Source organism: Sulfurimonas sp., from assembly GCF_028694605.1.
Classification (GTDB): domain Bacteria; phylum Campylobacterota; class Campylobacteria; order Campylobacterales; family Sulfurimonadaceae; genus Sulfurimonas.
Genome location: NZ_JAQVKP010000010.1, coordinates 38,504 through 63,233 on the forward strand (window position 1 = coordinate 38,504; position 24,730 = coordinate 63,233).

Sequence of the window (24,730 nt, forward strand, 5' to 3'; positions counted from 1 at the left end):
CGGTACTCTCTCTCTTTAGTTTGCGGAAGAAGCATTACTGTTTTTTAAACATCTAAGTGTTTAACATCTTTTGCATGTGTCTCTATATAGTTACGGCGAGGCTCAACTTCATCACCCATGAACAAAGTAAAAGTATCACTTGCAACTTCTGCATCATCAATCGTTACTTGAAGTAGAACTCTGTTTTCAGGAGTCATAGTTGTCTCCCAAAGTTGCTCGGGATTCATCTCTCCAAGACCTTTATAGCGTTGGATATAAGCACCTTTTTTTGCAAAATCAATGATATTTTCAAGAACTGCTAAAATATCTTCTTTAAAATCTAAATTCCATTCTTTGATTTTTCTATAAACAAAACTTGCTTCGTTAAAATGAGGTGCAGCAAATAAGTCATCATTGATAAGTAACTCTTCCATTCCGCCCTTTGTTTGAACAAAAAGGTGAATAGAATCTTGCGAAATAGTTTTTGTTAAAATATTGTTTCCGTTTTGAATCAAAAACTCTTCAACTTTTTCATACATCTCTTTTATATCAAGACCTATCAGGTCAGGATTTTCTATAAAGTGGCGAATCAAATCTACAAGTGCATATCTTCTCTCTAAAGCTTCAAGCGAACCTCTGTAATGGTCAACCATTTTAAAGTATGAAACCAAATCATTGTGTCCGACACTCTGCTCTTCTAAAGATTCGATACCATTTTCGATAAGAAAATCATTCATAGCACGGTCATCTTTAAAATATATCTCTTTTTTGCCTTTTTTATAACGATAAAGAGGCGGCTGTGCCAAATAGAGATAACCGTTTTCTATAACGCTTCTAAAATGGCGGAAGAAAAACGTAAGTAAAAGAGTTTGGATATGGCTTCCGTCAACATCGGCATCGGTCATAATAATAATCTTATGGTAACGAAGTTTCTCCTCGTTATACTCATCGCCGATACCGCAGCCCATAGCCGTAATCATATTAGTAATCTCTTCAGATTTTAAAATCTTGTCAAGTCTTGCTTTTTCAACATTTAAAATTTTACCTTTAAGCGGTAAAATCGCTTGGAAAACTCTGTCACGACCCATTTTTGCCGAGCCGCCTGCCGAGTCACCTTCCACCAGATAAAGTTCACAAATAGAAGCATCTTTGCTTTGACAATCTGCAAGTTTTCCTGGAAGTGTTCCGACACTCATAGAGTCTTTTCTACGAGTAAGCTCTCTTGCTTTTTTAGCGGCTTCACGACCGCGTGCTGCCATAAGAGACTTTGCGACTATTGCTTTTGCCTCTATAGGATTTTCTTCAAAATACTTACTTAACAGTTCATAAGTAGATTTTTGAACCAGCGGTCTTACATAAGTATTTCCAAGTTTGCCTTTTGTTTGTCCCTCAAATTGAGGTTCAGGTACACGAACAGAAACAACAGCGATAAGACCTTCACTTGTATCTTCCCCGCTTATTTTTACGTCTTTTTCTTTTGCCGCACCGTTTTGTGTGTTATAGTTTGAAATAACACGAGTAAGACCGGCTCTAAAACCGGCTTCATGTGTTCCGCCGTTTGGAGTACGGATGTTATTTACAAATGAGTAAACCTTCTCATCATAAGTATCGTTATACATAAGTGCTATATCAAACTCTATATCTTCTACTTTTGAGCTAAATTCAAAGACTTTTGCGACTTCTTGCTTTTTGTTTAAGTCATTTACATATTGAGCGATTCCACCCTCAAAGTGGTACTCCTCTTTTGTATTTGTTCTCTCATCTAAAAATTTAATAGTAATAAAAGGATTAAGATATGCTAACTCTTTAAATCTTTTAGCTAAGTACTCATACTCAAATGTAATAGTTTCAGTAAATATACTTGGATCGGGAGCAAACTCGATAGTAGTTCCTGTTTTTTTTGTTGTTCCTATTACTTTTAAAACTTCTTGAGGAATCCCTTTTTTAAACTCCTGCTCATAAATCTCTCCATTTCTCTGAATTGTCATTTTCAAATCAGATGAAAGTGCATTTACAACAGATACACCGACACCATGAAGACCACCGGAAACTTTATAAGTATCTTTATCAAACTTGCCACCGGCATGAAGAACTGTTAAAACAACGGTAGCAGCACTTATACCCTCTGTCGGGTGCATATCTGTAGGAATACCGCGTCCGTTATCAGATACTTTACATGTTCCGTCTTTTGTAAGTGTTACTTGAATTGTATTACAGTGTCCGGTCATAGCCTCATCAATAGAGTTATCGACAACCTCATAAACTAGATGATGCAAACCTCTGTGACCCGTATCACCTATATACATACCAGGTCTTTTACGAACTGCTTCTAATCCTTTAAGGACTTTAATATTGCTAGCGCCGTAATTTTCCATTTATAACTCCATATAACTTTTACTTAAGTAATAGACGACAAATAATTTCATAGCTATGAGATTATTTGTCGTCTATTACTTATTTTAAGCCATTCTATCTAATTTATTCTAAAAGGAAGTTTTATAGGCTCTGAAGAGGGGATAGAGGTTTTTAGATTGCTCCGTTTTTTATTTAGAAAAACGGAGCAATCTAAACTTTTTTAAAAAGGTTTTAGATAACTATTGGCATAACTACCGTTTTAAAATTATCATCACGTAAAACAAATGGCAAATTGCTCTCATTGAGTCCAATCGTAAATTCCGAATTGTTTATAACATTTAAAAAATCTAAGAGATATTTGCTATTTATGGCAATAACAAAAGGGGATGAGAAGTTTGTTTTGTATTTTATTTCAGTCTTGGCTTCAATGTTATCATCACTTAAAGATTCAAAAATAATAGCGTCGTTCATAAAAGTAATTTTTACATCAGAGGAGATAGTAGTAATTTGCTTTATAGATTCTATCATAATTGCTTTTGGGAGAATTAGTGTATTTGCCACTTCTTTAGGGATTATTCTTGAATATTCAGGAAACTTTCCATTGATTAGTTTTGTAAAAAAAGTATATTGATGCGAATGGATAATTAAATTATTTTCATCATAGTAAAGCTCTATATTGTCAAAGAAAAGCTTTTGAATCTCGATAATTGCTTTTTTTGGAACTATTATGGAAAGTTCTGAACTACTTTGGTTTTCTATATTTACAACAGCTAATCTTCTTGTGTCTGTTGAAGCGAAATTAATACTGTTCTCTTTAATATCTATAAGCGCACCGTTGAGTTCAAACTTAGGATTATTGGTATCGATGGACGGAGTAATTTTTCTTAAAGAGTCAATAAGAGAGTGTGAATCAATGAGAATACGTGGTTTTCCCTCATAAACAGGAAATGCAGGAAACTCGTTGTATGAAAAAGTAGGAAGCTTAAATTTAGAGTGAGCTTGAGATATATATAAGAGTTCATTTTTAACTTCTAAATTGATTTCACCGTCTTTTAGAATTCTTATAATGTCCAGTAATTTTTTACCATTGGCAGTAATGCTTCCATTTTCAAAAATATTTATTTTGTCTGTAGAGGCTATAAGTCCTATTTCATAATCTGTTGCTTTTATGATAAGTTTATTATCAGAAGCATTTATAAGAACATGAGATGTAATTTGGGAAGTATCTTTTTTTTCTAAAAAAGGCTGTATGTGAACTAAAATATTTTCAATGATGGATTTTTGGATTGTAACTCTCATTTTTTATCCTATTTATTATTATAATTTTTAGTATTAGTAGTAGGAGCAAGTGATAATGTGAATATCACCGTATAAGCCCAATTTTACAGGTTGCTTAAATGTGATGAACAGACATAATTGCTTTCACATTTGTTCACTTAAGCAATTATATCTTTTTTTTACTTTTTTAAGAAGATGACGTAATTTTGTTCGTTAATTCCTCTATTTTAACTTTAAAATCTTCATCATTTTGTATAAGTTCGTTTATTTTTTTAAGCGTATGGCTTATGGCTGTATGGTCTTGCATTCCAAAGTACTGAGCGAGCTGCGGCATAGTATTTTGTGTTAGTTCGCGGCAGAGATATATGGCTATTCTTCTCGCATAAACTAGGTTTTTACTTCTGCCTTTTGAGCGAATTTCACTTGGTTTTATGTTTAAGTCTTTTGCGACATTTTGGGTAATAATATCAAGAGTCAGATTTGCTCTGTTTTCTTGAAGTTGGTCTTTAAGTACATTTTTTGTAAATTGTAAGTCTATGTCAACATGCATAAGCTGTGAATATGCATGAAGCTTAGAGAGAATACCTTCAATTTCACGGACATTGCTCTCAATAACGGTTGCGATATAGTGAATAATATCTTTTGTAAGTGTGACTTTATTTATCTTACACTTATTTTCAATAATTGCTATTTTAGTTTCTAGCTCAGGCGGCTGAATATCTGCGACAAGCCCATGTTCAAAACGGCTTTGAAGTCTTTTTTCAAGTCCTGCTATCTTTTTTGGATGTTTATCTGCTGTTAAAATAATCTGTTTGCCAACACCTTTAAGCGCTTCAAAGGTGTGAAAAAACTCCTCTTGAATCCCCTCTTTGTTGCTTAAAAACTGTATATCATCAATGAGTAAAACATCGCATTTACGGTACTTTTCTTGAAATCTCTCCATAGTTTTGTTTCTTACATGACGGATAAAATCATTTAAAAACTGCTCAACAGTCGTATAAACGACGATTTTTCCCTGATTTTGTAAAACATTTCCTGCTGCTTGCATAAGGTGCGTTTTTCCAAGACCCACACCGCCATATATAAAAACGGGATTATACAAAATACCCGGTTTTTCGCTAACACTCTTTATGGTTGCGTATGCAAACTGGTTTGAACCGCCGACCATAAAGTTTTCAAATGTATGAGATGGGTTAAGGAGCGAGTGTTGTTGGGGTTTTTGCTCTTTTTTTACCTCTGCTTTTTTGTCTTCTACTTGATTTTTAAGTGTAATATTTACATTAAGATGAAGTGAGTGATGAACTTCAAAAAGGTGTTTGATTTTTGAGGCATACTTATTTTTAATCCAGTTTAGAACAAGGTTGTTTGGTGCATAAAAGATAGCCGTATCATTTGTCGATTTTTTTGTATCAAAGATGAGGTGTTTGATATATCTGTTGTACTCTATTTCAGATATCTCTTCTTTAAGCAGAAGTAAAATTTTTTCTCCGATATTCACAAAAAGCCTTTTATATATTTATGTGAATAGTAGCTATAATTCCCATAAACAAAGTTAAAACTATGTGAATAGCTCGTATATTACATGTGAAAGTAGATGAATGATAATCTTAGGAATAGATCCGGGAACAAGAAAAATGGGCTATGCTCTTATCTCTTTTGAGAATGGAAAAATAGCACTCATCGAAGCGGGGCTTATAAAGATTAAAGCCGAAGAGCTACAGTTTCAAATCCCGCAGATGGTTGAGGCTTTTGAGAGTATATTTAAAAATCACAAGATAGACGAAGTCGCAATGGAAGATATTTTTTATGCACATAACCCAAAAACAACCATAAAACTCGCTCAATTCCGTGGAGCAATAATGCTTATGCTTCTTCAGCAATTCGGGCAGTTTAATGAGTACACCGCACTTCAAGTAAAACAAGCACTAACAGGAAACGGAAAAGCGACAAAAGAGCAGGTAGCATTTATGGCAAAGAGGCTTTTAAATATAAAAAAAGAGATAAAACCGCTAGACATAACAGACGCTATCGCCGTTGCAATAACGCACTCTCAGAGAGTTAGACTAAAGCTGCAATAACTCCTGTCAAACGAACTCCTAATCAACGCTATTAAATCTCAAACAGAGCGTATCTAAGATTTTTTTATAAGCCTATATTTTAAAATTAAAAGTAATTTAAACATATATATATTATTATGACATACATCATAATAAAGGCTATCATAATGTTTATAAACAGAAAAGATGAGCTTCAAGCGCTAGAAAACGAATATTCTAAAAAAAATGCTTCATTTAGTGTTATTTACGGCAGAAGAAGAGTTGGCAAGACGGCTCTCATTGGTCAATACATCCAAAATAAGCCACATTTCTACTTTTATGCGACTGAATCCAACCTTGACGGGCAGCTTGAAAAGTTTGTAAAAGAGATTTTAAAACTCTCTGCATTGCCTTATGCCAGTAACCTGTCATTTAAAAATTTTGAAGAAGTTTTTGAGTTTATATCTACACTTAAGTTAGAAAAAAAACTTATTATTGCAATAGACGAGTATCAAAATCTATGCTATCTTGACAAAAGCTTCTCCTCTGTTTTGCAAAAATCATGGGATATGCACCTCTCTAAATCAAATATACATCTCATTTTATGTGGCTCTGTTTTTTCTATGATGCACTCTGAAGTTTTAGCCTATAACGCTCCGCTTTATGGCAGAAGAACAACAAACATTCATTTAAAGGCTATAAAGTTTAGGTACTTAAGGGAGTTTTTACCAGGTATGAAAAAAACAGAGCTTATGGAGATATACGCTTCATTTGGAACTATCCCGAAATATCTTCAAATGTATGAAAAAAATAAAAGTTTTGAACAAAATATAGTTGATAATATTTTGGATAAAAATTCTTATCTTTACAGTGAGGGCAATTTTTTGCTAAAACAAGAAATAAGTGATGCAGGAAGCTACTTTGCAATTTTAGAGAGCATATCAAAAGGCAATACAAAAGTAGGAGACATCGCAAAAGATTTGAAACTGCACTCATCTTATTTGCCAAAATATTTGGGCAAACTCATTGAGCTTGACATCTTAGAAAAAGAGGTACCCGTTACCGAGTCTAATCCGCTTAAAAGTAAACTTGGAAGGTATAAAATCAAAGATAAGTTTCTAAATTTTTGGTTTTACTATGTTTATAAAAACTATAACTATCTTGAAATAAATCAAACCGAGCAGGTTTTGCAAGAGATAAAATTAAATTTTAACGATAGATTCGTATCTTTTGCATTTGAAGATGTTATACACGAAGAGATATTGCTTGAGCCGTTAAAATATTTAGAGTTTATACCTACAAAAATCGGGCGATGGTGGAGTAACAAAGAGGAGATCGACCTAGTAGCGTTTGATGATGAAAACATCTGTTTCATAGAGTGTAAATGGCGAAATAAAGTTGATAAAAAAAAGGTAGAGCAGCAACTGATAAATAAATCAATCCATCTCAAAGATGAAAGAAGACGCTCTTTTTTAGTTATAACCAAAGAGGAATTTGAAGCTCAAAAATAATTTATGCCAACAATTTCTCTTGTTTTATATCAAATAGCAAAAAAGCCAAAGATAGTATAATCTCTTCATTAAAATGTTAAGGAAAATTATGAATCCGTACTTAAATTTGCCTGATGGACATCCTGTGAAGGTCTATCTGGAAGAAAATATGTTGATGAGAGGTTTGATAGCAAGTATCAGCAGTATCAACATAGTTGACAATTTTGAAGAGTTTGAAGATAAGTTCAAAAAACTTTGTCTTGTAGAGAAACACTTTGCAAGAAAAGAGAACCAACTTTTTCCGTATCTGGAAAAGTACGGTTGGACAAGTCCAAGCCAAAATATGTGGGCTTTTCACGATGATATAAGAGCAGAGATAAAAACTGCTAGGTCTTTAGTTGAAGAAAAAAATATGCCTGCGCTTATGCAGCAACTGCAGAGAGTTTTTGGCTCTCTTGAACATATTATGCAGGTTGAAGAGGGGAGACTTCTGCCAAATGCTATGAATATGTTGGATGAAGAGGATTGGAAAGAGATGCGTTCAGGCGATGAGGAGATAGGCTGGATGTTTGATAAGGCTCCTGCGGCGTATCCTCCGCATATTGAGGGCGAATACATCCATCCGTCTCAAGATAAGCAGAAGAGAAAACTTCCCTTTTCACTCGATGGCAGAATTAAGCTTGATGAGGGCTATATGCTCCCAGAGCAGATTAACTGGCTTTTGAAGTTTATGCCTGTTGATATTACTTATGTCGATGAGAATGATATCGTTATCTTCTATAACCGCGGGGATGAGAGAGTATTTCCAAGAAGTGCGGGGATTATCGGGCGTGAGGTTAAATTTTGCCATCCTCCAAAGTCCGTAGATCAAGTTTTGATGATTTTACGCGAGTTTAGAGCAGGTCGCAAAGATGAGGCTGAATTCTGGATAACATTCAAGGGCAAGTTTATTCACATACGCTATTTTGCTATCAGAGATGATGAGGGTAACTACAAAGGTGTTATAGAAGTTTCTCAAGATGTCACACATATAAGACAGTTAGAGGGTCAAAGAAGACTGCTTGACTGGGAATAGTGTATAATTGCCAAAAAATTCTGCCTCGTAAGAGGCTAGCTTTAGTGCCATAGCGGCTAGCGTAGATATCGTGATTACTCACGATATCGTGCCAAATAGATGAAGGGGTTCCTTCATTTTATGAAATAAAATTAAGGAGACAAAGTGTCAAAATTTGAAAATGTTAGTGTAGTGAAAAAAGCAAATATCTACTACGATGGAAAAGTAACAAGCAGAACGGTTGAGTTTGCAGACGGTTCAAAAAAAACTCTCGGAATCATGATGCCGGGGGATTATACTTTTGGGACGGATGCTGCTGAAATCATGGAGATTATGAGCGGAGAGCTTGACATCAGACTTCCAAATGAAGAGTGGAAAACACTTCATACACCAGAGACATTTAGCGTACCTGCAAACTCATCGTTTGATTTAAAAATAAAAACAGTTACAGATTACTGCTGTTCGTATATAAACTAGTTATGCAAACTGCATAACTAGTCTGTTTAGGCTTTGCTCATCTAGTGCGCCTGAAACTCTGTGAACCTCTCTACCGCCTTTAAAGACTATAATCGTCGGAATACTTCTTATACCAAACCTTCCGCCTAGTTGCTGTTCATTTTCTGTGTTTACTTTTACAAAAAGTGCTTTTAGCGGAAAGTTTTTTGCACTTTTTTCAAAGTTTGGAGCCATCATACGGCATGGACCGCACCACGGTGCCCAGAAGTCAACCACTACCGGAATATCGCTATTTACGACGAATTCGTCAAAGTTAACAGTTGTTAACTCGACCGGTTTGGTCTCTAAAAGTGAATTTTTGCACTTGCCGCAGTTGGCTTTTGTATAGGACTCTTTTTGCGGAACATTGTTGACGCTTTTACAATGAGGACATACTACTCTCATTTTTTATCCTCCAAATTTTTATAAAACAACGGCATAGATAGAGCCTCTTCTGTAGATAAACAGTCTCTTTTTCTCTTTGGATGCACTTAGGCGTTTAAAATCTTCCAATGAAGTGATTTCGCTGTTTTCCACTTGGATAATAATATCATTTTTTCTTATACCTATCTTATGAGCTTCGCTTTTCTCATCGACTGTGGTAACGAGTACGCCGTTTGTTTTGATACCGAGCTGTTGTCTCTCTGCGGTGCTTATCTCTGAGAGTTTCATGCCTTTGTATTCGTAAGAACCGTCGGCTGTTTTATTTTCGGATGTTCCGAGTTTTATGCCAAGAGTATTTATCTTTTTATCTCTTAAATATTTGAGATTGACGGTTTTGGACGGAGCGTAAGAGCCTATGGTGTTTTTAAGTTCGCTTGCGCTTGAGACTTTTTTGCCCTCAACCTCGATGATTAAATCTCCTCTTTTAAGTCCTGCTTTTGCCGCCGGAGAGTTCTCTTCAACGCTTGTGATAAGTGCACCATAGTTGTTATCATAAAAACTGCTCATGTCGTTATCGACATCGGCTATGTTTACTCCAAGATAGGCACGAGTGTATTTGCCGCTGTCAATAAGGCTTGTTGCAATCGTTGTAACCATGTTTGCGGGGATGGCAAAACCAATGCCGACATTGCCGCCTGATTTTGAGATGATAGCGGAGTTGATTCCAATGAGATGTCCTGCCGAGTTGATGAGCGCACCGCCGGAATTACCAGGGTTTATGGAAGCGTCTGTCTGGATAAAGTCTTCATACTCTACAATTCCAACGCCATTTCTGCCTGTTGCCGAGACGATTCCCTGTGTTATGGTCTCTCCAACCCCAAAAGGGTTGCCGAGTGCAAAAACCACATCGCCCACTTTTACTTTGTCGGAGTTGAAAAAAGTTGCTGCATTGAGGTTTTTTGCCTCAATCTTGACAACTGCCAAATCACTCTTCTCATCCTTGCCGATAAGTTTTGCTTCGTACTCTTTTTTATCTCCCGCAATAGTGATGATAATCTCATCCGCCCCATCTATAACATGGTTGTTTGTTATAATGTAGCCGTTTTGCGAGATGATAACGCCTGAACCAAGAGACTGCTCAATCCGCTCTTGCGGAACTTGTCCATACCCTTTAAAAAATTCCCTAAAAAACGGGTCGTTATAAAAAGGGTTTGCGCTTAGTCCCGCACTGTTTACCTTTTTTTTAATAGAAATATTGACTATGCTCGTTCTAACATTTTCTAAAACATTGTTATAAGAGAGTATGCGATTTTGGCTTGTGGGATGCTCACGCTCTACCGATTGTGGTGCATATTTGAACTCTACACCCTCTTTTGCATAAACAAGTGCAAATGCTAGCAGTGAAAGCAGAATAACTTTTTTCATGAAAACTCCTCGTATTTTGTAACAAAATGTTATAACTAAAAGGTTAATAGATTTTCTACTTTTCATTCATGGTGAGCTTGTCGAACCACTGGCTCTTCGACAAGCTCAGAGCGAACGTTTTAGTTAGAGGTGCCCTAAAATGAGCCTTCTTTGTATTTTAGCGAGGTTGCTTTGATGTAGCAGATAGAGTTTGTAGCAGCTAAGGGAGTGTTGTAAGCTCCTAGCGCAAAAGTAAAAGTATTGTCCATAAAAAGAAGTGTTATGCCATTGCTCATATCAATGTGTGGCAATTTTGAGTTCTCAACAACTTTTGCATCGCTTACGCCCTTAAATTCAAGCTCGATAATTATCCAGTCAAATCCTCTTGCCGCATCTTGTGCGGTAAAAGTAATTTTAATGGCGGTAGGAGCCAGAATCTCTATAGACCTAAGCTCTGCATCTATAAAACTGCCAAATCTCTTTAGAAAGCTGTTTATATCATTTTTTGAGAGCGGTTTCATTTATTGGCAACCGACACATTCCATGCTTCTGTCTTCTACATCGCTTGCCATTTGAGGCGATTGTGAACGAAGATAGTAGGTGGACTTAAGACCAAGCTTCCATGCCAGCGTGTATATCTCATTTAGGTATTTGCCGCTTGCTTTGTCCAGAGTGATAAAAATGTTAAGGCTTTGTCCCTGATCTATCCATTTTTGGCGGATTGCCGCTGCTTTAATGAGAACTGTTTGGTTGAGTTCGTAAGCGGATGTGTAGTACGCCCAAGTCTCAGGAGAGAGTTCAGGAACAACAACAGGGATAAGTCCCGAGAGGTTCTCTTCAAACCATTTTCTTTTAAATACAGGCTCAATCGCTTGAGTTGTTCCTGTTAAAATTGAGATGGAGCTAGTCGGTGCTATAGCCATCAGATAACCGTTTCTCATGCCTTGTTTTTTAACTTTTGCTCTCAGAGCTTCCCACTCATAAGCAGAAGCGAAAAGTCCGCCGCGATCGATGAGATTTTTAACCTCTGCATTGGCATGGTCCATAGGCATAACACCTTTGCTCCATTTAGAGCCTTCAAACTCCGGGTAAACTCCTTTTTCAAGTGCAATATCTGAAGATGAAGAGATTGCATTAAAACTAACTGCTTCCATAATTTCGTCTATTTTGTCAAAGTGTTCTTGACTTCCCCAAGTGATTCCTTTTTGTGCCAGCATCTGCGCTTCGCCCATAACACCAAGACCTATCGCTCTTGTTTTCATGTTAGTGCGTTTTACTTTTTCCAGCGGGTAGAAATTTAGGTCGATAACATTGTCCAAGGCGCGGATAGCGATTGGAACGATTCTGTCGATATCCTCTTTTGTGTTGATGCGGGAGAGGTTCACTGAGGCGAGGTTGCAAACTGCGGTATCGCCGTTTACTTTCTCTTTTTCAACCACATAAATCTCTCTGCCGTCTAACGAATCCAGAGCCGTTACTTTTTTAGCAGGTTTTTGCAGTCCGCTATCTACTTTGATAATCTCATCTTCTTCATAACTAACACTCTCGCCGTTTGCAAAAATAAACTTGACTTTGTAGTGGTTAGGGTTTGTGTTTTGGAAGATTTCCGTACAAAGGTTGGAACTTCTTATAACACCCGTATGATTGTTAGGGTTGGCACGGTTTGCATTGTCTTTGAAGCATAAAAACGGACTGCCGCTCTCAAAGTAGGATGTTAGTATCTTTTTCCAGAGGTTTTTAGCTTTTATCTTCTCTTTGATGATATTTTGGTTATTTTCCAGTTCTATGTATCTTTTGTTGAACTCTTCGCCGTAAAGCGTCGTCAGCTCTTTTGTATCGTAAGGGTCAAAAAGCGTCCAGATACCATCCTCTTCAACTCTTTGCATAAAGAGGTCGTTTAGCCAAAGTGCAGGGAAGAGGTCATGTGCACGGCGGCGTTCTTCGCCAGAGTTTTTCTTCAAATCCAAAAAGTCGTTTATATCGATGTGCCACGGCTCCATGTAAACAGCGATAGCACCTTTGCGTGTCCCAAGCTGGTCAACTGCAACAGCTATATCGTTAGTGATTTTTAAAAACGGGATAGTTCCGCCTGCCGCATTTTTATGTCCGTCGATGTACGAACCCATGGAGCGGACATTTGTCCAATCCCAACCTATGCCTCCGCCGAATTTTGAGAGAAGTGCCATCTCTGAGTAAGAATCAAAAATCCCTTCTATGTTGTCGGGAGTTGAACCTATGTAGCACGAGCTTAGCTGATGTCTTGTTGTTCTTGCATTGCTTAGAGTTGGGGTTGCTAACATAACTTCAAATGTTGAAATCATGTTATAAAACTTGATGGCCCACTCCTCTTTTTTCTCTTCCCTTTGCGCTAAAAACATAGCAATTGCCATAAACATATGCTGAGGCAGCTCTATGGGGCTAGAGTTTCTATCTTTGATAAGGTATCTATCGTAAAGTGTTTTTACGCCAAGATAGTTAAAGAGCATATCGCGTTCTGGTTTGATATGTTTCTCAAGCTCTTCAAGGTTGTACATCTCCTTTAGACCCAAAAGAAGCCTTCCCTCTTTCTCGCCCTTTTCAAAATAGCTTCTCAGTGATGAGTAGCCTGTAAAGCCGTTTACTTCATGATAAAGGTTAAATAAAAAGAGTCGTGAAGCGACAAATGTCCAGTTTGGAGCATCTATGTCTATCTTGTCCACTGCTGTTTTGATTAGTGTCTGCTGTATCTCTCTTGAGGTAATGCCATCGCGAAAATGAATCTGTGCATCAACTTCCAGCTCGCTTTGAGAGACGTTGCTAAGACCTGCAACGGCAGCAGAAGTATATTTTTGAATCTTCGTAATGTCAAGTTTTTCAGTTCTGCCGTTTCTTTTTATAATTGTTATCATGTTTGCTTCCTAAAAATTTACTATTTTTTATTAAAGAAATATTAGCAGAATTTTGTCATTTTTATTTAAAAACCCTATTAAAAATTTTATCTACATTTTTAGTATAGTAATCATAATTGAAACATTCACGAATTGCCTCTTCGCTTAGACTTGCTCGTAACTCTTCATCTGCTAAAAGGTGGTTTAAGTATAAACTTTCGCCTTTTTCGTTTGTAGTCGGTTTGCCTTGTTGTATCTCTTCCCAAACCTTCATCGCATTTCTTTGCACTATGCGGTAAGCGTCTTCACGGCTGACACCTTTGAGCGGAAGTTCCAAAAGAACCCTTTGAGAAAAAACAAGTCCGCCTGTCAGGTTTAGATTTTTCATCATATTTTCAGGGTAAACAGTGAGGTTAGCTATAACGCTGTTCATGCGGTGTAACATAAAGTCGCTCGTTATAAAACTATCAGGAAGCCAAAATCTCTCCGTTGAAGAGTGGCTTATATCTCTCTCATGCCAAAGTGCTACATTTTCCATGGCAGGTATAGAGTACGCTCTGATGATTCTTGCCAAACCTGTTATGTTTTCCGTTAGTATAGGGTTACGTTTATGCGGCATTGCGGATGAGCCTTTTTGCCCTTTTGCAAAATACTCTTCGCACTCATAAACTTCCGTTCTTTGCCAGTGGCGAACTTGTACGGCAAATTTTTCTATCGAACTGGCAAGAAGAGCTAGCGCAGAAGCCAGTCTTGCATATCTGTCTCTTTGAATTACCTGGTTTGATGCAGGAGCGGGTTTTAATCCGAGATACTCACATGTAAGCTCTTCAAGTTCAAGAGGAGCGTGCGCAAAGTTGCCCATTGCACCGCTAACTTGTCCTACACTTATAACATCAAGTGTTTGTTCAAGATTTTCTAAATGTCTAGCCATTTCATCGTACCAAACAGCTAACACAAGACCAAATGTTATAGGTTCTCCGTGTATCCCGTGACTTCTTCCTACCATCAAAGTCATCTTATGCTCGTAAGCTCTTTTTTTGATAGACTCCATAACCATCTTTACATCTTCTATGATTAACTCTAATGAGCTTTTCATCTGAAGAGCAACGGCCGTGTCAACTGTATCCGAACTTGTCATGCCATAGTGAAACCATCTGCTCTCTTCGCCCAGAGTTTCGGAGACGCTTGTCGTAAATGCTATAAGGTCATGGCGAGTGATAGCTTCTATCTCGTCTATTCTTTTTATGTCAAAACCTGCATTTTCAACTATCTTTCTTGCGTCTTCATCAGGTATAAGCCCCAACTTGTTCCAAGCTTTTACAGCCGCTTTTTCTACATCAAGCCAAGCTTGGTATTTTGCCTGCATCGTCCATTTTGAACTCATCTCTTCTCTTGCGTATCTTTCTACCATTTCTTCAACCTGATTATTGTAAAATTTGTGTTATTAAAGTTCCAAATTCTACATAAAAAACCATAATAGAAGGATTAAGAATTGCCCTTTGTAATGAAAAAAATGTTTGCAAAAGAAAAAGAGAGAGCTTTTGTCTTTTTAAAAAGAGAGCTAGGGATTTCTCAAAGAGATATTCAAAGATATATAGCTATCGGAAGAGTTCTTGTAAATGGCGTTCCTATCACAAAGCCATCGGAGTATTTGGAAGGTACGTTTGAGTATATCTGTTTTGAGCCGGTTTCAAAAGGTTTGGCACCGCATGAAGTACATGAAAACTTTGTAGTTTTTGACAAACCAAGCGGTATGCTTATCCATCCGCAAAACAGACACACAGAGTACTCTCTTATAGATGAGCTGCGCTCCCAGTTTGGCATGGAAGCAAATATAGCACATAGAATAGACCAAGAGACAAGTGGTCTGGTTTTGTGCGCAAGAGACAAAAAGAGTGAAATAGACATCAAAATGATGTTTCAAGAGAGAGAGATGAAAAAGAAGTATCTCGCAATGGTTCACGGAGAGTTAAAAGAAGAACTTCGCATTGATGCTCCTTTGCTCCGCTATGATGATGAGAAGAGTGCGCTTGTGAGAATGGTAGTAAAAGTTGATTCAAGCGGTAAAGAGTCTTTGACATTTGTAAAACCGCTAAAGTATTTTCCTCATTTAAATACAACGCTCGTAGAGTGCTCTCCACACACAGGAAGACAGCATCAGATAAGAGTACATATGTTTCACATGAAACATCCAATAGTCGGCGATCCGGTTTATGGGCAAAGCGAGGAAAATATAGTTAAGTATTTAGACAGAGAGTTAGAGAGAGATACGAGAGTAAAGCTAAGCGGTGCAAGAAGATTGTTGTTGCATGCAAACGAGTTGGAATTTGAGCTTTACGGCAAAAAATACAGTATGAAAAGCAATGTGGATTTTGAGCAGATTTGTTTTGAAAGTATGAAAGGTTAGAGGTACCCTAAATTTATTCGAGATAGATGTGAATAACTTTTTGTATCTTTTAGAGAAAATTCAATCATTTCTTTAACATCAAACCATAAAAGCTCTGAAAGTCCCTAAAATAGGTGTTTTGCTATCTATGTGAATAGATGCGATTCAGGATATTTTTATATAAATATTTTCTTAAATCGGGAAAGAATTTTCAAATTTATTTTTTATAAAACTTGCTTTTGTTCACATATTAGAACAATGTGTGAATTGTACACATTTTGAAAAAAAAAGATAAATTTTTTATGGAATAAATTATTTTTAAGAGAGTTTTTTAAAAGAAATTTTTTGAGAGTTTTTACAACTTTATTAGTTATAGTAGGATAAAATTATACTCATAGACGACCTCCCTGGTGTGTTGGTCGTTTACTCTCTTTCGTCATCTTTGGAATTAGCAGCTTTTATAAAACCGACAAGACCCACAGCAAAAACAATTACCAGAAATACAATCTGAAAAACTTCTACATAACTCATTTATCTTCACTCGCAGTTTTCTCTTTTAGCTGACCGCATGCCGCACTTATATCTATGCCTTTAGAGTCACGGATGGTGCATAAAAGCCCATGGCTGATAAGATATTCTTGAAAAGCAACCATATCTTTTTTCTCCGGTCTCTCATAAAGGGTGTCCGGATATGGATTGAAGTAGATGAGATTTACTTTTGCTTTGATGCCTGAGAGAAGCTTTACAAGCTTTTTAGCGGAGCCTAAGTCATCATTTTTGTTTTTAATGACGAGATATTCAAACATAACTCTTTTTCTTGTATCAATCGGGAAGCGTTTTACGGCATCTATGATAGAGGCTATGTTATGTGCTTTGTTCATAGGGATGAGTTCTGTTCTTAGCGCATCATCAACCGCATGAAGCGAAATGGCGATGTGGACACCCAAGTCCATCTCTCCCAGTTTGTCTATCTTTGTGCTTAAACCGCTTGTTGAGACCGTTTGTCTTTTGCCGGAGATTGCCAGTCCCTCTTCTTCCTGAAATATCTCTATCGCTTTTGCAAGGTTTGCAAGATTGTCAAGCGGTTCGCCCATGCCCATATAGACTATGTTTATCATTCTGTTATGTTTGTGGTGATTGTCTCGTTTGAGCGCAACAACTTGAGCGACAATCTCCGCCGCACTCAAATCCCTTGTAAAACCGCCTTTGGCAGTGAGACAAAAGGCACACCCTACTTTGCATCCGACTTGCGTGGAGACACAGATGGTGTATTTTGCTTCCTGCGTAACATTTCCCTCTTCATCCGTTATCTCCTCTTTCATCTTTAGCCAAACAGTCTCGATGGTTTTAGCGTCTTGTAGTTCAAAAAGGTACTTTATGGTTCCATCTGATGCGACCTCTTTTTTTACGATTTTCAAAGGGTCTATAACAAATTTCTCGCTTAGTTCATCACGCAATGTTTTTGGCAGATTTTTCATCTCATCGTATGATGTTACATAGTTATGATAGAGCCAACCGTAAATCTGTTTTGCTCGAAATGATGGTTTTACTTCTGTTAGTAACTCTTTGAGGGTAAATTGATAAAGGGAAGGTTTCATTTTTTTGTTAGCTCCTTTATTCGTTTTTTTACATGTTCATTTAGCAGTTGTTTTGCTTTTTCATGATTTTGTATAAAATCCTGATGCGCATTTTTGTTAGTGTAGTTTGTTATACAAAAAACTCCACCGGCTGGTATGTTAAACTCTTGCGCTACTTTTAAAACTGCAAAAAATTCCATATTTTCGATGCCGATTCCTAGGCGCAAAAACTTTTTTGTTAGCTCTTCGTTAGTAGAGATATAGTTGGAAGAATTGACGATAACATCTTTTTTGTTAGTTGTGTTAGTTGAGATAACATTGTCCAGTGGCGTATAAGCGTCGCCTGACAAAAAAGCAAGTTCGATATTTGATGCGGTTTTTGATTCGGCGATGTCAAAGATACCCAGCTCACCATAGCTTCCGGCACTCCCTACAAAAAGTAAAAATTCTGGTTTGTCAAAAAGGCATGCTCTTGTGAGATTTACGGTTGTCTCTATCAACCCTACTCCCATAGGTGTGGCAAAATCAAAAGTTTCATTGTTCCCAGCACAGATAATCATAGACGAACCGGAATATTATTTGCGTGGAGATAGTGCTTGAGATCCATGATATCTATCTCTTTGTAGTGAAATATACTCGCCGCAAGTGCAGCATCCGCACCATGCTCAAATGCTTCTTTTATATGTTCCATCGTTCCTGCCCCACCACTTGCTATCACGGGCACATTGACTGCTCGGCTGATGAGTTCTGTGATAGTTAGCTCAAATCCTGCTTTTGTACCGTCTGCATCCATGGATGTTAAAAGTATCTCACCGCTTCCTCTATCGACTGCCTCTTTTGCCCATTCCACTGCATCGAGTCCAGTGTCAACTCTTCCGCCGTTGAGATAAACATGGTATCTGTCTCCGGTTTTTTTAACATCAATTGCCGTGACAATGCACTGTGAGCCAAATCTCTTTGCGCCTTCATCTATAAGTTCAGGTCTTTTGACGGCTGCCGAATTTACACTTACTTTGTCGCAGCCGACATTTAAAAGTTTGTAAATATCCTCAAGTTTTCGTATGCCGCCGCCGACTGTTAGGGGAATGAAAACTTCTTTTGCAACCTGTGCAACGATATCTACAATCGTATCACGGTTGTCGCATGATGCAGTGATGTCGAGAAATGTAATCTCATCCGCACCTTCTTGGTTGTATCTTTTTGCAACCTCTACAGGGTCGCCTGCATCTTTGAGACCGACAAAGTTAACACCCTTGACAACACGCCCGTCTTTAACATCAAGACACGGGATAATTCTTTTTGCAAAGTAGTTATTCAAAATAAAAGCCTTTGATAATATTGTAAAATTATACTTATTTATCACTTATAGTTGTATTTGGCAGCAACTTTCAAAATAGACCTCTAAAAGAAGCTGAATGTTTCACATGAAACATTTTTGCTTATTGTGATAAAAAAACAGCAGTATTAACTAAACATAAGCAAAATTATAATATAATCGCCCTCAATGGAAAAAATTGTAGCTAAAAAGAAATTTGGACAGAATTTCTTAAAAGACAAAACTGTTTTACAAAAAATCGTCGAAGCGATGCCCAACAACGACCATAAAATCGTAGAGATTGGACCTGGCTTAGGTGATTTAACTAAATATTTAGTAGATGTCAAAAGTGTAGAAGCTTTTGAGGTCGATACCGATTTGTGTAAACTGTTGCAAAATAAGTTTGAAAAAGAGATCGCAACCAACCGCCTTCGCATAAATTGCGGGGATGTTTTAACGGCTTGGAAGAGTGAACTTATAGAAGAGTCGTATGATTTAGTGGCAAATTTGCCATACTATATAGCGACAAATATCATTCTAAAAGCCCTCGCAGATCCAAAATGCAAAAATATACTTGTAATGGTGCAACTTGAAGTTGCAGAGAAGTTTTGCGCTCGTGAGGGTGATAAAGTTTTTGGATCTTTGGGTATTATAACCCAGAGTGTCGGAGATGCACACATAGTTGTGAAGGTTCCGCCAACGGCTTTTGAACCACAGCCAAAAATAGACTCCGCAGTTTTTTTGATACAGAAAAAGAGTGATAGAAGTGATGAATATTTTGAGGATATGCTAAGAGTTGCATTTGCACAGCCTCGAAAAACTCTGATGAAAAATCTATCAGCGGTGTATGAAAAAAACATGCTTCAAGAAGCTTTTGAAAAGCTATTGCTTACACAAACCATTCGTCCTCATCAAGTCTCTACGCTTGACTATCACCAACTCTATAAACTAACAAGGAGTTTGGATGGAACAACAAGAGAGTCAGGAAAGCGTTAAAAGCATTTCTCAAGAAAATCGTAAACAGTACAACAACAATAAAAGACATAATAGTAATGGCAGACCAAATAACCAAAATGTCGATAAGCCTGCAACACAATCAAATGCAAATGCAAATGCAGCAAATAAAAATAAAAATATTTCAAAGGGGCGTCGTCGTCAAGGTTTGCCGGTAGATGAAAACCTCAAAGCATTTGTTGAACTTAACCAAGAATCACACAGACAGAGACTTAACCCTCACTATAAATTGGATTTAAACTCAAGAGACAAAGTTCGTATTACACCGCTTGGCGGATTGGGTGAAATCGGCGGAAATATTACAGTATTTGAAACACAAAATGAGGCGATTCTTGTCGATGTCGGGATGAGTTTCCCAGATGAAGACATGCATGGCGTTGATATCTTAGTTCCGGATTTTGCATATATCCGTGAGATAAAAGATAAGATAAAAGCAGTTATCATCACTCACGCTCACGAAGACCATATCGGTGCGATGCCTTATCTTTACAAAGAGATGCAATTTCCTATTTATGGCTCTCCTCTTCCTCTTGCGATGATAGCAAGTAAGTTTGATGAGCATCATATTAGAGAGTTTAAACAGTACTTTAATCCGATTGAAAAGAGAAAAATCTATAAAATCGGCGAAGATTTTGAGATAGAGTGGATGCATATGACCCACTCAATCGTTGATTCTTCTTCTCTTGCTATCACTACGGCATGCGGAACTGTCATCCATACCGGAGACTTTAAAATCGACCATACGCCGGTTGATGGCTACACTGCAGATTTGCATAGACTTGCATACTATGGAGACAAGGGAGTTCTTTGTCTGCTAAGTGACTCAACAAACTCTTACAACACTGTTTCAACGCCTTCAGAACTAAGTGTTGCGCCTGCGATGGATAGAGTATTTGCAAAGGCAGAAGGAAGAGTTCTCCTCTCCACTTTTAGCTCAAATATACACCGTGTATATCAGGCTATTCAGTATGGTATGAAGTATGGACGTAAAGTCTGTATTATCGGGCGTTCTATGGAGAGAAATATTGAAGTAGCGATGCAGTATGATTATATCAAGCTCCCAAAAAACATTTTCGTAGAGCCTGAGCAGCTTGCAACTATGAATGACAAAGAGATTCTTATTGTGACAACAGGTTCGCAAGGCGAGACAAGCTCTGCTCTGTTTAGAATGTCTATCGGTGAACATAGACATGTAAAGATTAAGCCTACGGATTTGATTGTTCTCTCATCACGCCCTATTCCCGGAAATGAGGGTTCTATCTCCGCGATGCTTAACCACTTACAGCGTGCCGGTGCAAAAGTGTCCAACGACAGAGATATTCACGTCTCGGGTCACGCTTCCATAGAGGAGCAAAAGCTTATGCTTCGTTTGGTAAATCCTAAGTTCTTCTTGCCTATCCATGGAGAGTATAACCATGTTATGAAGCATAAAGAGACTGCTATGATGTGTGGCGTTCCTGAGCGTAATATCTATATCATGAACGATGGAGACACCATAGAAATCGCTCCAAAATATATGAGAAAAGTCAAAACGGTAAGAACCGGTAAAACATATATAGATAACCAAAATAATCATAAAATCGATGATGATATCGTTATCGACCGTCAGAAACTTGCATCAGACGGTATTGTTGTTATTGTTGCGCAGATTGACGGACAGCACTCTACAATGCTTTCAAAGCCAAATGTTACCTCTTTTGGTCTTGTTGCAGACAAGCAGGATAAACAGTTCGCAAAAGAGATGGAGGATGTCTTAGAACACTTCCTTAGCAACATCAAAGAGGGTCTGCTTGAAAACCCAAGAGCGCTTGAAAATGACCTTCGCCAAGCTGTGAGAAAGCATATTTATAGAAGAATGAAAAAGTATCCGCTTATCGTTCCGCATATTTTTGTGATGTAATATACAGAGTTTTTATCTCTGTATATCTCTGTACCCATCCTCTTCACTCATCATTGTTCCGTAAATCCGTACTGTTTTTCTATCGTTTTGTTTAAACTCTTTTGTGTATCCCATATAGTGGTTGATAAGAGTGTAGATATCGTTGTGGGATGCTATTTTTTCAAGGTGCATTTCAAGGTTTGAGTGCATCACAAGCGGCACGGAGTAAATCTCTTTCTCAAATCTGTTATGACCCGTCTTTCCATTTTCACCAAGCATCTCTCCATGATCTGAGACAAAGATAAAAATATATGGTTTTGAGGAGTTACTGCTTACATAAGCGATAAGTTGGCGCAAGACAGTATCCGAATAGAGCATAGAGAGATGGTATCTTTGCTCTATTGAGGTGCTTCTACTTGCATTTTCATAGTAAATATAAGGGCTGTGCTCCCCTTGCATCTGGAGTACGATAAAATTTTTCTCATCCAAAGAGAGAGTTTTGAGATGTGTGAGCAGCTCTTTATCGTCCCGCGAACCTTCCACTTTAAATGTATCTATATGCCCAGTGGAGAGATAAGGGAGTATGTATTGCAAACTCTTTTGACTTTGCGTTGTAAAAAAAGATGTCTTGTAGCCGTTTTGTTTTGCCAGCAAAAAGAGATTGTTTTGCAAATCTAGCGTTTTTGGAGAGAGTGCGCCATTGAGAAGCAGAGGCAGGGCAATATCGGTATTTGTCGCTCCGCTTAGTATGGTTTTGTAGTTGTAGTTTTCAAATATCTTATAACGCTCTTTGAGGTGTTCACGGCTTCTCATACTCTCGCCCAGCACTAAAATAATGTTGTTATCGCTCCGGTAGAGCGGTATATTTTTATGCTCCTCACTTTTTTGAATGACACCCTGCCCTTTTTGTAAAAAAAGAGCTTTGACACTCTCTTTGATGAGCACAAGTGAAGCATCATGCAGTTTTTCTTGAAGCCAAAAGGAAAATAGCAGAAAAAGAGAGAGCAAAAATGCCGGAATAGTGCTTTTTTTATAACTCATAGATATGACAATAAAAGAGGTTACCCCAACCACAAAAAGTGGATAAAGCACCATTTCATAAAGAGTTCCAAGTGTCTCAAACGTTTCTGTTATATGTGTAAAAAACAGATAAACATCACTAGAGCGAACATGTGTACCAAAGTAGGCGATAAAAGTAAAATGGATAAGATATAAACTCTCTAAGGCGATAAGAAGAATTTTAAAATAGTTAGATTTTGAAAAAAGAGAAAGCAGCGCAAAGAGCATCAAAAATTCCAAAAGTGAAAACTCAAATCCACTCTGAAAAAAGAGTAAAAAAAGGTAGTTTTGAAAGTAAAGCAGAAGCGAGAAAAATAGCAGTTTTATTTGAGAGCCTTTGTGATAAAACAGATAGTTTTAAATTAAAAAAATATATTAGCATATAAAGCCCGACTTTGGAATATTTGAAATAACATAAAAATTTTTATGAATATGATAAAATACATTTTATGAACACACAATACGAAATAATAAATTTTTTACAAAACAATCGTAAGCTTTTGTTAGAAAAATATCATGTCACAAAGATAGGTCTCTTTGGTTCTTTTGCTCGTAATGAACAACAAGAGAATAGCGATGTTGATTTATTGGTAGAGCTTGAAGATGGCACACAAAATATTTATGATTTAAAAGATTCTCTTAAACAATTTCTCTCTTCTTCCTTTAATCGCAGCGTGGATATCGCTCGGGAGAAATATCTCAAACCCTATGCAAGAGAACAAATTTTAAAAGATACTTTGTATGTATGACAATATCGCTTTTAATCTTCATGCTCTTGTTGAATCTATTGAAAAAATAGAGCTATACTCAAAAGATTTTGATGACGCAGATGAATTTTATCATGACCAAAAAAGCTTTGATGCTTCAATTTATAGTAATAGGCGAAATAATTTTTCGATTAGATGAAAAGTTTAAAATTTCTCATAGTGAAATACCTTGGCAAAAAATAAAAGATTTTAGAAATATTATTGCACATGATTACTTTGGTATAGATGCAGATGAGATTTGGGATATCATAAATAATAAGCTTTTACCTTTGAAAAATGATATTAATGGATTGCTATAATTAAATAGTGTCAGTCACTTTTTTGAAGTGGTACAGGAATTAGTGAATCGTTATGGCCCCCTTTCTCACTCGGATATGCTATAATTTAAGCGTATCTGCTATCGCTATTGCCATTGTTATAGCCCCCTTTCTCACTCGGATATGCTATAATTTAACAAGTTTTGATAAGTCTTTTAAGTTTGTTATAGCCCCCTTTCTCACTCGGATATGCTATAATCTTCTTCTCTAAAGCCCTGCGGTAGGCGGTTTTTTACCAATTTTTTTATAAAAAAAATATTATATCATAACAGATATAGTTTATCCGAGTGAGAAACGAGTGGGCTATAATAAGCAGGTTATGGTTCCTGCGCAAGGCTCTGAACATTGTTCATCCTCAAAAAAACCAATTCTTTCATGCCAAGCTGCAATAAATTGAAATATAAATTAAATTACATAAACTTCTCAGCAACTTATCGGTACCCTATCACTTATAAAAAATTCTAAAAGGCATAACATTGTCAGATAAACAAGATACAGAATTTGAAAATGCAGTAAAAACAATGATGCTCCATGTTGGGGAAAACCCAAGCAGAGAAGGACTTTTAAAAACTCCGCAAAGAGTTAAAAAAGCATATGAGTTTATCTTCGGCGGGTATAAAGAAGATCCAAGGGAGATACTTAAGTCCGCTCTTTTTACAAGCTCAAACGATGAGATGGTGCTTTTAAAAGACATAGAATTTTACTCTACTTGCGAACACCATCTTTTGCCTATAATAGGGCGTGTTCATGTGGCATATATACCAAATGGTAAAGTAGTAGGGCTTTCAAAAATTCCTCGCGTAGTCAATGTGTTTGCACGCCGTATGCAGATTCAAGAGCAGTTGACGGAACAGATAGCCGATGCCATTATGGATACGATTCAGCCAAAAGGTGTGGCAGTCGTTATACAGGCAAGACACATGTGTATGGAGATGAGAGGTGTTGAAAAAATCAACTCAACCACAACTTCGTCGGCTCTTCGCGGGTTATTTAAAAAAGATGAAAAAACAAGAAGCGAATTTTTCTCTTTGATAAACTCTCCTAACGGTTCACGTTATTAGAGTTATGCCAAGC

The 24,730-nt window shown here is 37.2% G+C and carries 23 protein-coding genes; 11 read left to right on the top strand and 12 right to left on the bottom strand.

Annotation, left to right across the window (positions count from 1 at the left end):
• Window positions 1–44: 44 nt before the first annotated feature.
• The 3 genes from gyrB to dnaA all read right to left on the bottom strand — a co-directional run bounded on the left by gyrB (window position 45) and on the right by dnaA (window position 5,110).
• On the bottom strand, window positions 45–2,354 hold the full coding sequence (gene gyrB / locus PHY84_RS07275) for a DNA topoisomerase (ATP-hydrolyzing) subunit B (protein ID WP_299858713.1): 2,310 nt from the start codon (window positions 2,352–2,354) through the stop codon (window positions 45–47).
• Window positions 2,355–2,565: 211 nt separating this feature from the next.
• On the bottom strand, window positions 2,566–3,633 hold the full coding sequence (gene dnaN, locus PHY84_RS07280; protein WP_299858714.1) for a DNA polymerase III subunit beta: 1,068 nt from the start codon (window positions 3,631–3,633) through the stop codon (window positions 2,566–2,568).
• Between the two features lie 166 nt (window positions 3,634–3,799).
• Entirely contained in the window at window positions 3,800–5,110 is a 1,311-nt protein-coding gene (dnaA, locus tag PHY84_RS07285; RefSeq protein ID WP_299858716.1) for a chromosomal replication initiator protein DnaA, read from the bottom strand.
• Window positions 5,111–5,210: 100 nt separating this feature from the next.
• Here dnaA and ruvC point away from each other — a divergent pair, with 100 nt between their 5' ends.
• The 4 genes from ruvC to PHY84_RS07305 all read left to right on the top strand — a co-directional run bounded on the left by ruvC (window position 5,211) and on the right by PHY84_RS07305 (window position 8,669).
• The gene (ruvC, locus tag PHY84_RS07290; RefSeq protein WP_299858717.1) at window positions 5,211–5,690 is read left to right on the top strand and encodes a crossover junction endodeoxyribonuclease RuvC; all 480 of its coding nucleotides are present in this window, start codon (window positions 5,211–5,213) and stop codon (window positions 5,688–5,690) included.
• 146 nt (window positions 5,691–5,836) lie between these two features.
• Window positions 5,837–7,159 carry an ATP-binding protein gene (locus PHY84_RS07295; RefSeq protein WP_299858718.1) on the top strand — a complete coding sequence of 441 codons (1,323 nt, stop codon included), beginning with the start codon at window positions 5,837–5,839 and terminating at the stop codon, window positions 7,157–7,159.
• Between the two features lie 88 nt (window positions 7,160–7,247).
• Complete coding sequence (locus tag PHY84_RS07300) at window positions 7,248–8,213, top strand: PAS domain-containing protein (RefSeq protein WP_299858719.1); 966 nt, start codon at window positions 7,248–7,250, stop codon at window positions 8,211–8,213.
• A gap of 144 nt (window positions 8,214–8,357) precedes the next feature.
• On the top strand, window positions 8,358–8,669 hold the full coding sequence (locus tag PHY84_RS07305; RefSeq protein WP_299858720.1) for a pyrimidine/purine nucleoside phosphorylase: 312 nt from the start codon (window positions 8,358–8,360) through the stop codon (window positions 8,667–8,669).
• On the opposite strand, the gene trxC is transcribed toward PHY84_RS07305, so the two are convergent.
• From trxC to purB, 5 genes are all read right to left on the bottom strand, one after another.
• Window positions 8,670–9,092: a thioredoxin TrxC gene (gene trxC, locus PHY84_RS07310; RefSeq protein ID WP_299858721.1), complete on the bottom strand. Its 423-nt coding sequence runs from the start codon at window positions 9,090–9,092 to the stop codon at window positions 8,670–8,672.
• 18 nt (window positions 9,093–9,110) lie between these two features.
• Window positions 9,111–10,496, bottom strand: a complete 1,386-nt coding sequence (locus PHY84_RS07315; protein ID WP_299858722.1) for a Do family serine endopeptidase — start codon at window positions 10,494–10,496, stop codon at window positions 9,111–9,113.
• Window positions 10,497–10,630: 134 nt separating this feature from the next.
• Entirely contained in the window at window positions 10,631–10,996 is a 366-nt protein-coding gene (locus tag PHY84_RS07320) for a hypothetical protein (RefSeq protein ID WP_299858723.1), read from the bottom strand.
• A complete protein-coding gene (locus PHY84_RS07325) occupies window positions 10,997–13,363 on the bottom strand; it encodes a ribonucleoside-diphosphate reductase subunit alpha (RefSeq protein ID WP_299858724.1) in 2,367 nt (788 codons plus the stop codon).
• 61 nt (window positions 13,364–13,424) lie between these two features.
• Window positions 13,425–14,753 carry an adenylosuccinate lyase gene (gene purB / locus PHY84_RS07330; RefSeq protein ID WP_299858725.1) on the bottom strand — a complete coding sequence of 443 codons (1,329 nt, stop codon included), beginning with the start codon at window positions 14,751–14,753 and terminating at the stop codon, window positions 13,425–13,427.
• A 93-nt stretch (window positions 14,754–14,846) separates the two neighbouring features.
• On the opposite strand from purB, the gene PHY84_RS07335 reads away from it, so the two are divergent.
• Window positions 14,847–15,749 (top strand): RluA family pseudouridine synthase, encoded by a 903-nt coding sequence (locus PHY84_RS07335; protein ID WP_299858727.1) that lies wholly within the window; start codon window positions 14,847–14,849, stop codon window positions 15,747–15,749.
• A gap of 506 nt (window positions 15,750–16,255) precedes the next feature.
• On the opposite strand, the gene rlmN is transcribed toward PHY84_RS07335, so the two are convergent.
• Genes rlmN through hisF form a run of 3 tightly spaced genes read right to left on the bottom strand, consistent with a single transcriptional unit; the run spans window position 16,256 to window position 18,623 of the window.
• A complete protein-coding gene (gene rlmN, locus PHY84_RS07340) occupies window positions 16,256–17,326 on the bottom strand; it encodes a 23S rRNA (adenine(2503)-C(2))-methyltransferase RlmN (RefSeq protein ID WP_299858728.1) in 1,071 nt (356 codons plus the stop codon).
• Window positions 17,323–17,865 carry a purine-nucleoside phosphorylase gene (locus PHY84_RS07345; RefSeq protein ID WP_299858729.1) on the bottom strand — a complete coding sequence of 181 codons (543 nt, stop codon included), beginning with the start codon at window positions 17,863–17,865 and terminating at the stop codon, window positions 17,323–17,325. Before PHY84_RS07345 ends, rlmN begins: the two co-directional genes overlap by 4 nt.
• A complete protein-coding gene (gene hisF / locus PHY84_RS07350; RefSeq protein WP_299858730.1) occupies window positions 17,862–18,623 on the bottom strand; it encodes an imidazole glycerol phosphate synthase subunit HisF in 762 nt (253 codons plus the stop codon). Before hisF ends, PHY84_RS07345 begins: the two co-directional genes overlap by 4 nt.
• Window positions 18,624–18,809: 186 nt before the next feature.
• Between hisF and rsmA the strand changes: the two genes are divergently transcribed.
• Both rsmA and PHY84_RS07360 read left to right on the top strand, forming a co-directional pair.
• Window positions 18,810–19,616, top strand: coding sequence for a 16S rRNA (adenine(1518)-N(6)/adenine(1519)-N(6))-dimethyltransferase RsmA (rsmA, locus tag PHY84_RS07355; RefSeq protein ID WP_299858731.1), 807 nt, complete (start codon window positions 18,810–18,812; stop codon window positions 19,614–19,616).
• Window positions 19,585–21,534, top strand: a complete 1,950-nt coding sequence (locus tag PHY84_RS07360) for a ribonuclease J (protein ID WP_299858732.1) — start codon at window positions 19,585–19,587, stop codon at window positions 21,532–21,534. Before rsmA ends, PHY84_RS07360 begins: the two co-directional genes overlap by 32 nt.
• A 12-nt stretch (window positions 21,535–21,546) precedes the next feature.
• On the opposite strand, the gene PHY84_RS07365 is transcribed toward PHY84_RS07360, so the two are convergent.
• Complete coding sequence (locus PHY84_RS07365) at window positions 21,547–22,800, bottom strand: sulfatase-like hydrolase/transferase (RefSeq protein WP_299858733.1); 1,254 nt, start codon at window positions 22,798–22,800, stop codon at window positions 21,547–21,549.
• Between PHY84_RS07365 and PHY84_RS07370 the strand changes: the two genes are divergently transcribed.
• From PHY84_RS07370 to folE, 4 genes are all read left to right on the top strand, one after another.
• On the top strand, window positions 22,770–22,958 hold the full coding sequence (locus PHY84_RS07370; RefSeq protein ID WP_299858734.1) for a hypothetical protein: 189 nt from the start codon (window positions 22,770–22,772) through the stop codon (window positions 22,956–22,958). The two genes, PHY84_RS07365 and PHY84_RS07370, sit on opposite strands and share 31 nt — an antisense overlap.
• A gap of 63 nt (window positions 22,959–23,021) precedes the next feature.
• Window positions 23,022–23,321, top strand: a complete 300-nt coding sequence (locus tag PHY84_RS07375; protein WP_299858735.1) for a nucleotidyltransferase family protein — start codon at window positions 23,022–23,024, stop codon at window positions 23,319–23,321.
• A 71-nt stretch (window positions 23,322–23,392) separates the two neighbouring features.
• Complete coding sequence (locus tag PHY84_RS07380) at window positions 23,393–23,638, top strand: HepT-like ribonuclease domain-containing protein (RefSeq protein ID WP_299858736.1); 246 nt, start codon at window positions 23,393–23,395, stop codon at window positions 23,636–23,638.
• Window positions 23,639–24,132: 494 nt separating this feature from the next.
• Window positions 24,133–24,717: a GTP cyclohydrolase I FolE gene (gene folE / locus PHY84_RS07385; RefSeq protein ID WP_299858737.1), complete on the top strand. Its 585-nt coding sequence runs from the start codon at window positions 24,133–24,135 to the stop codon at window positions 24,715–24,717.
• The last annotated feature ends 13 nt before the right edge of the window (window positions 24,718–24,730 follow it).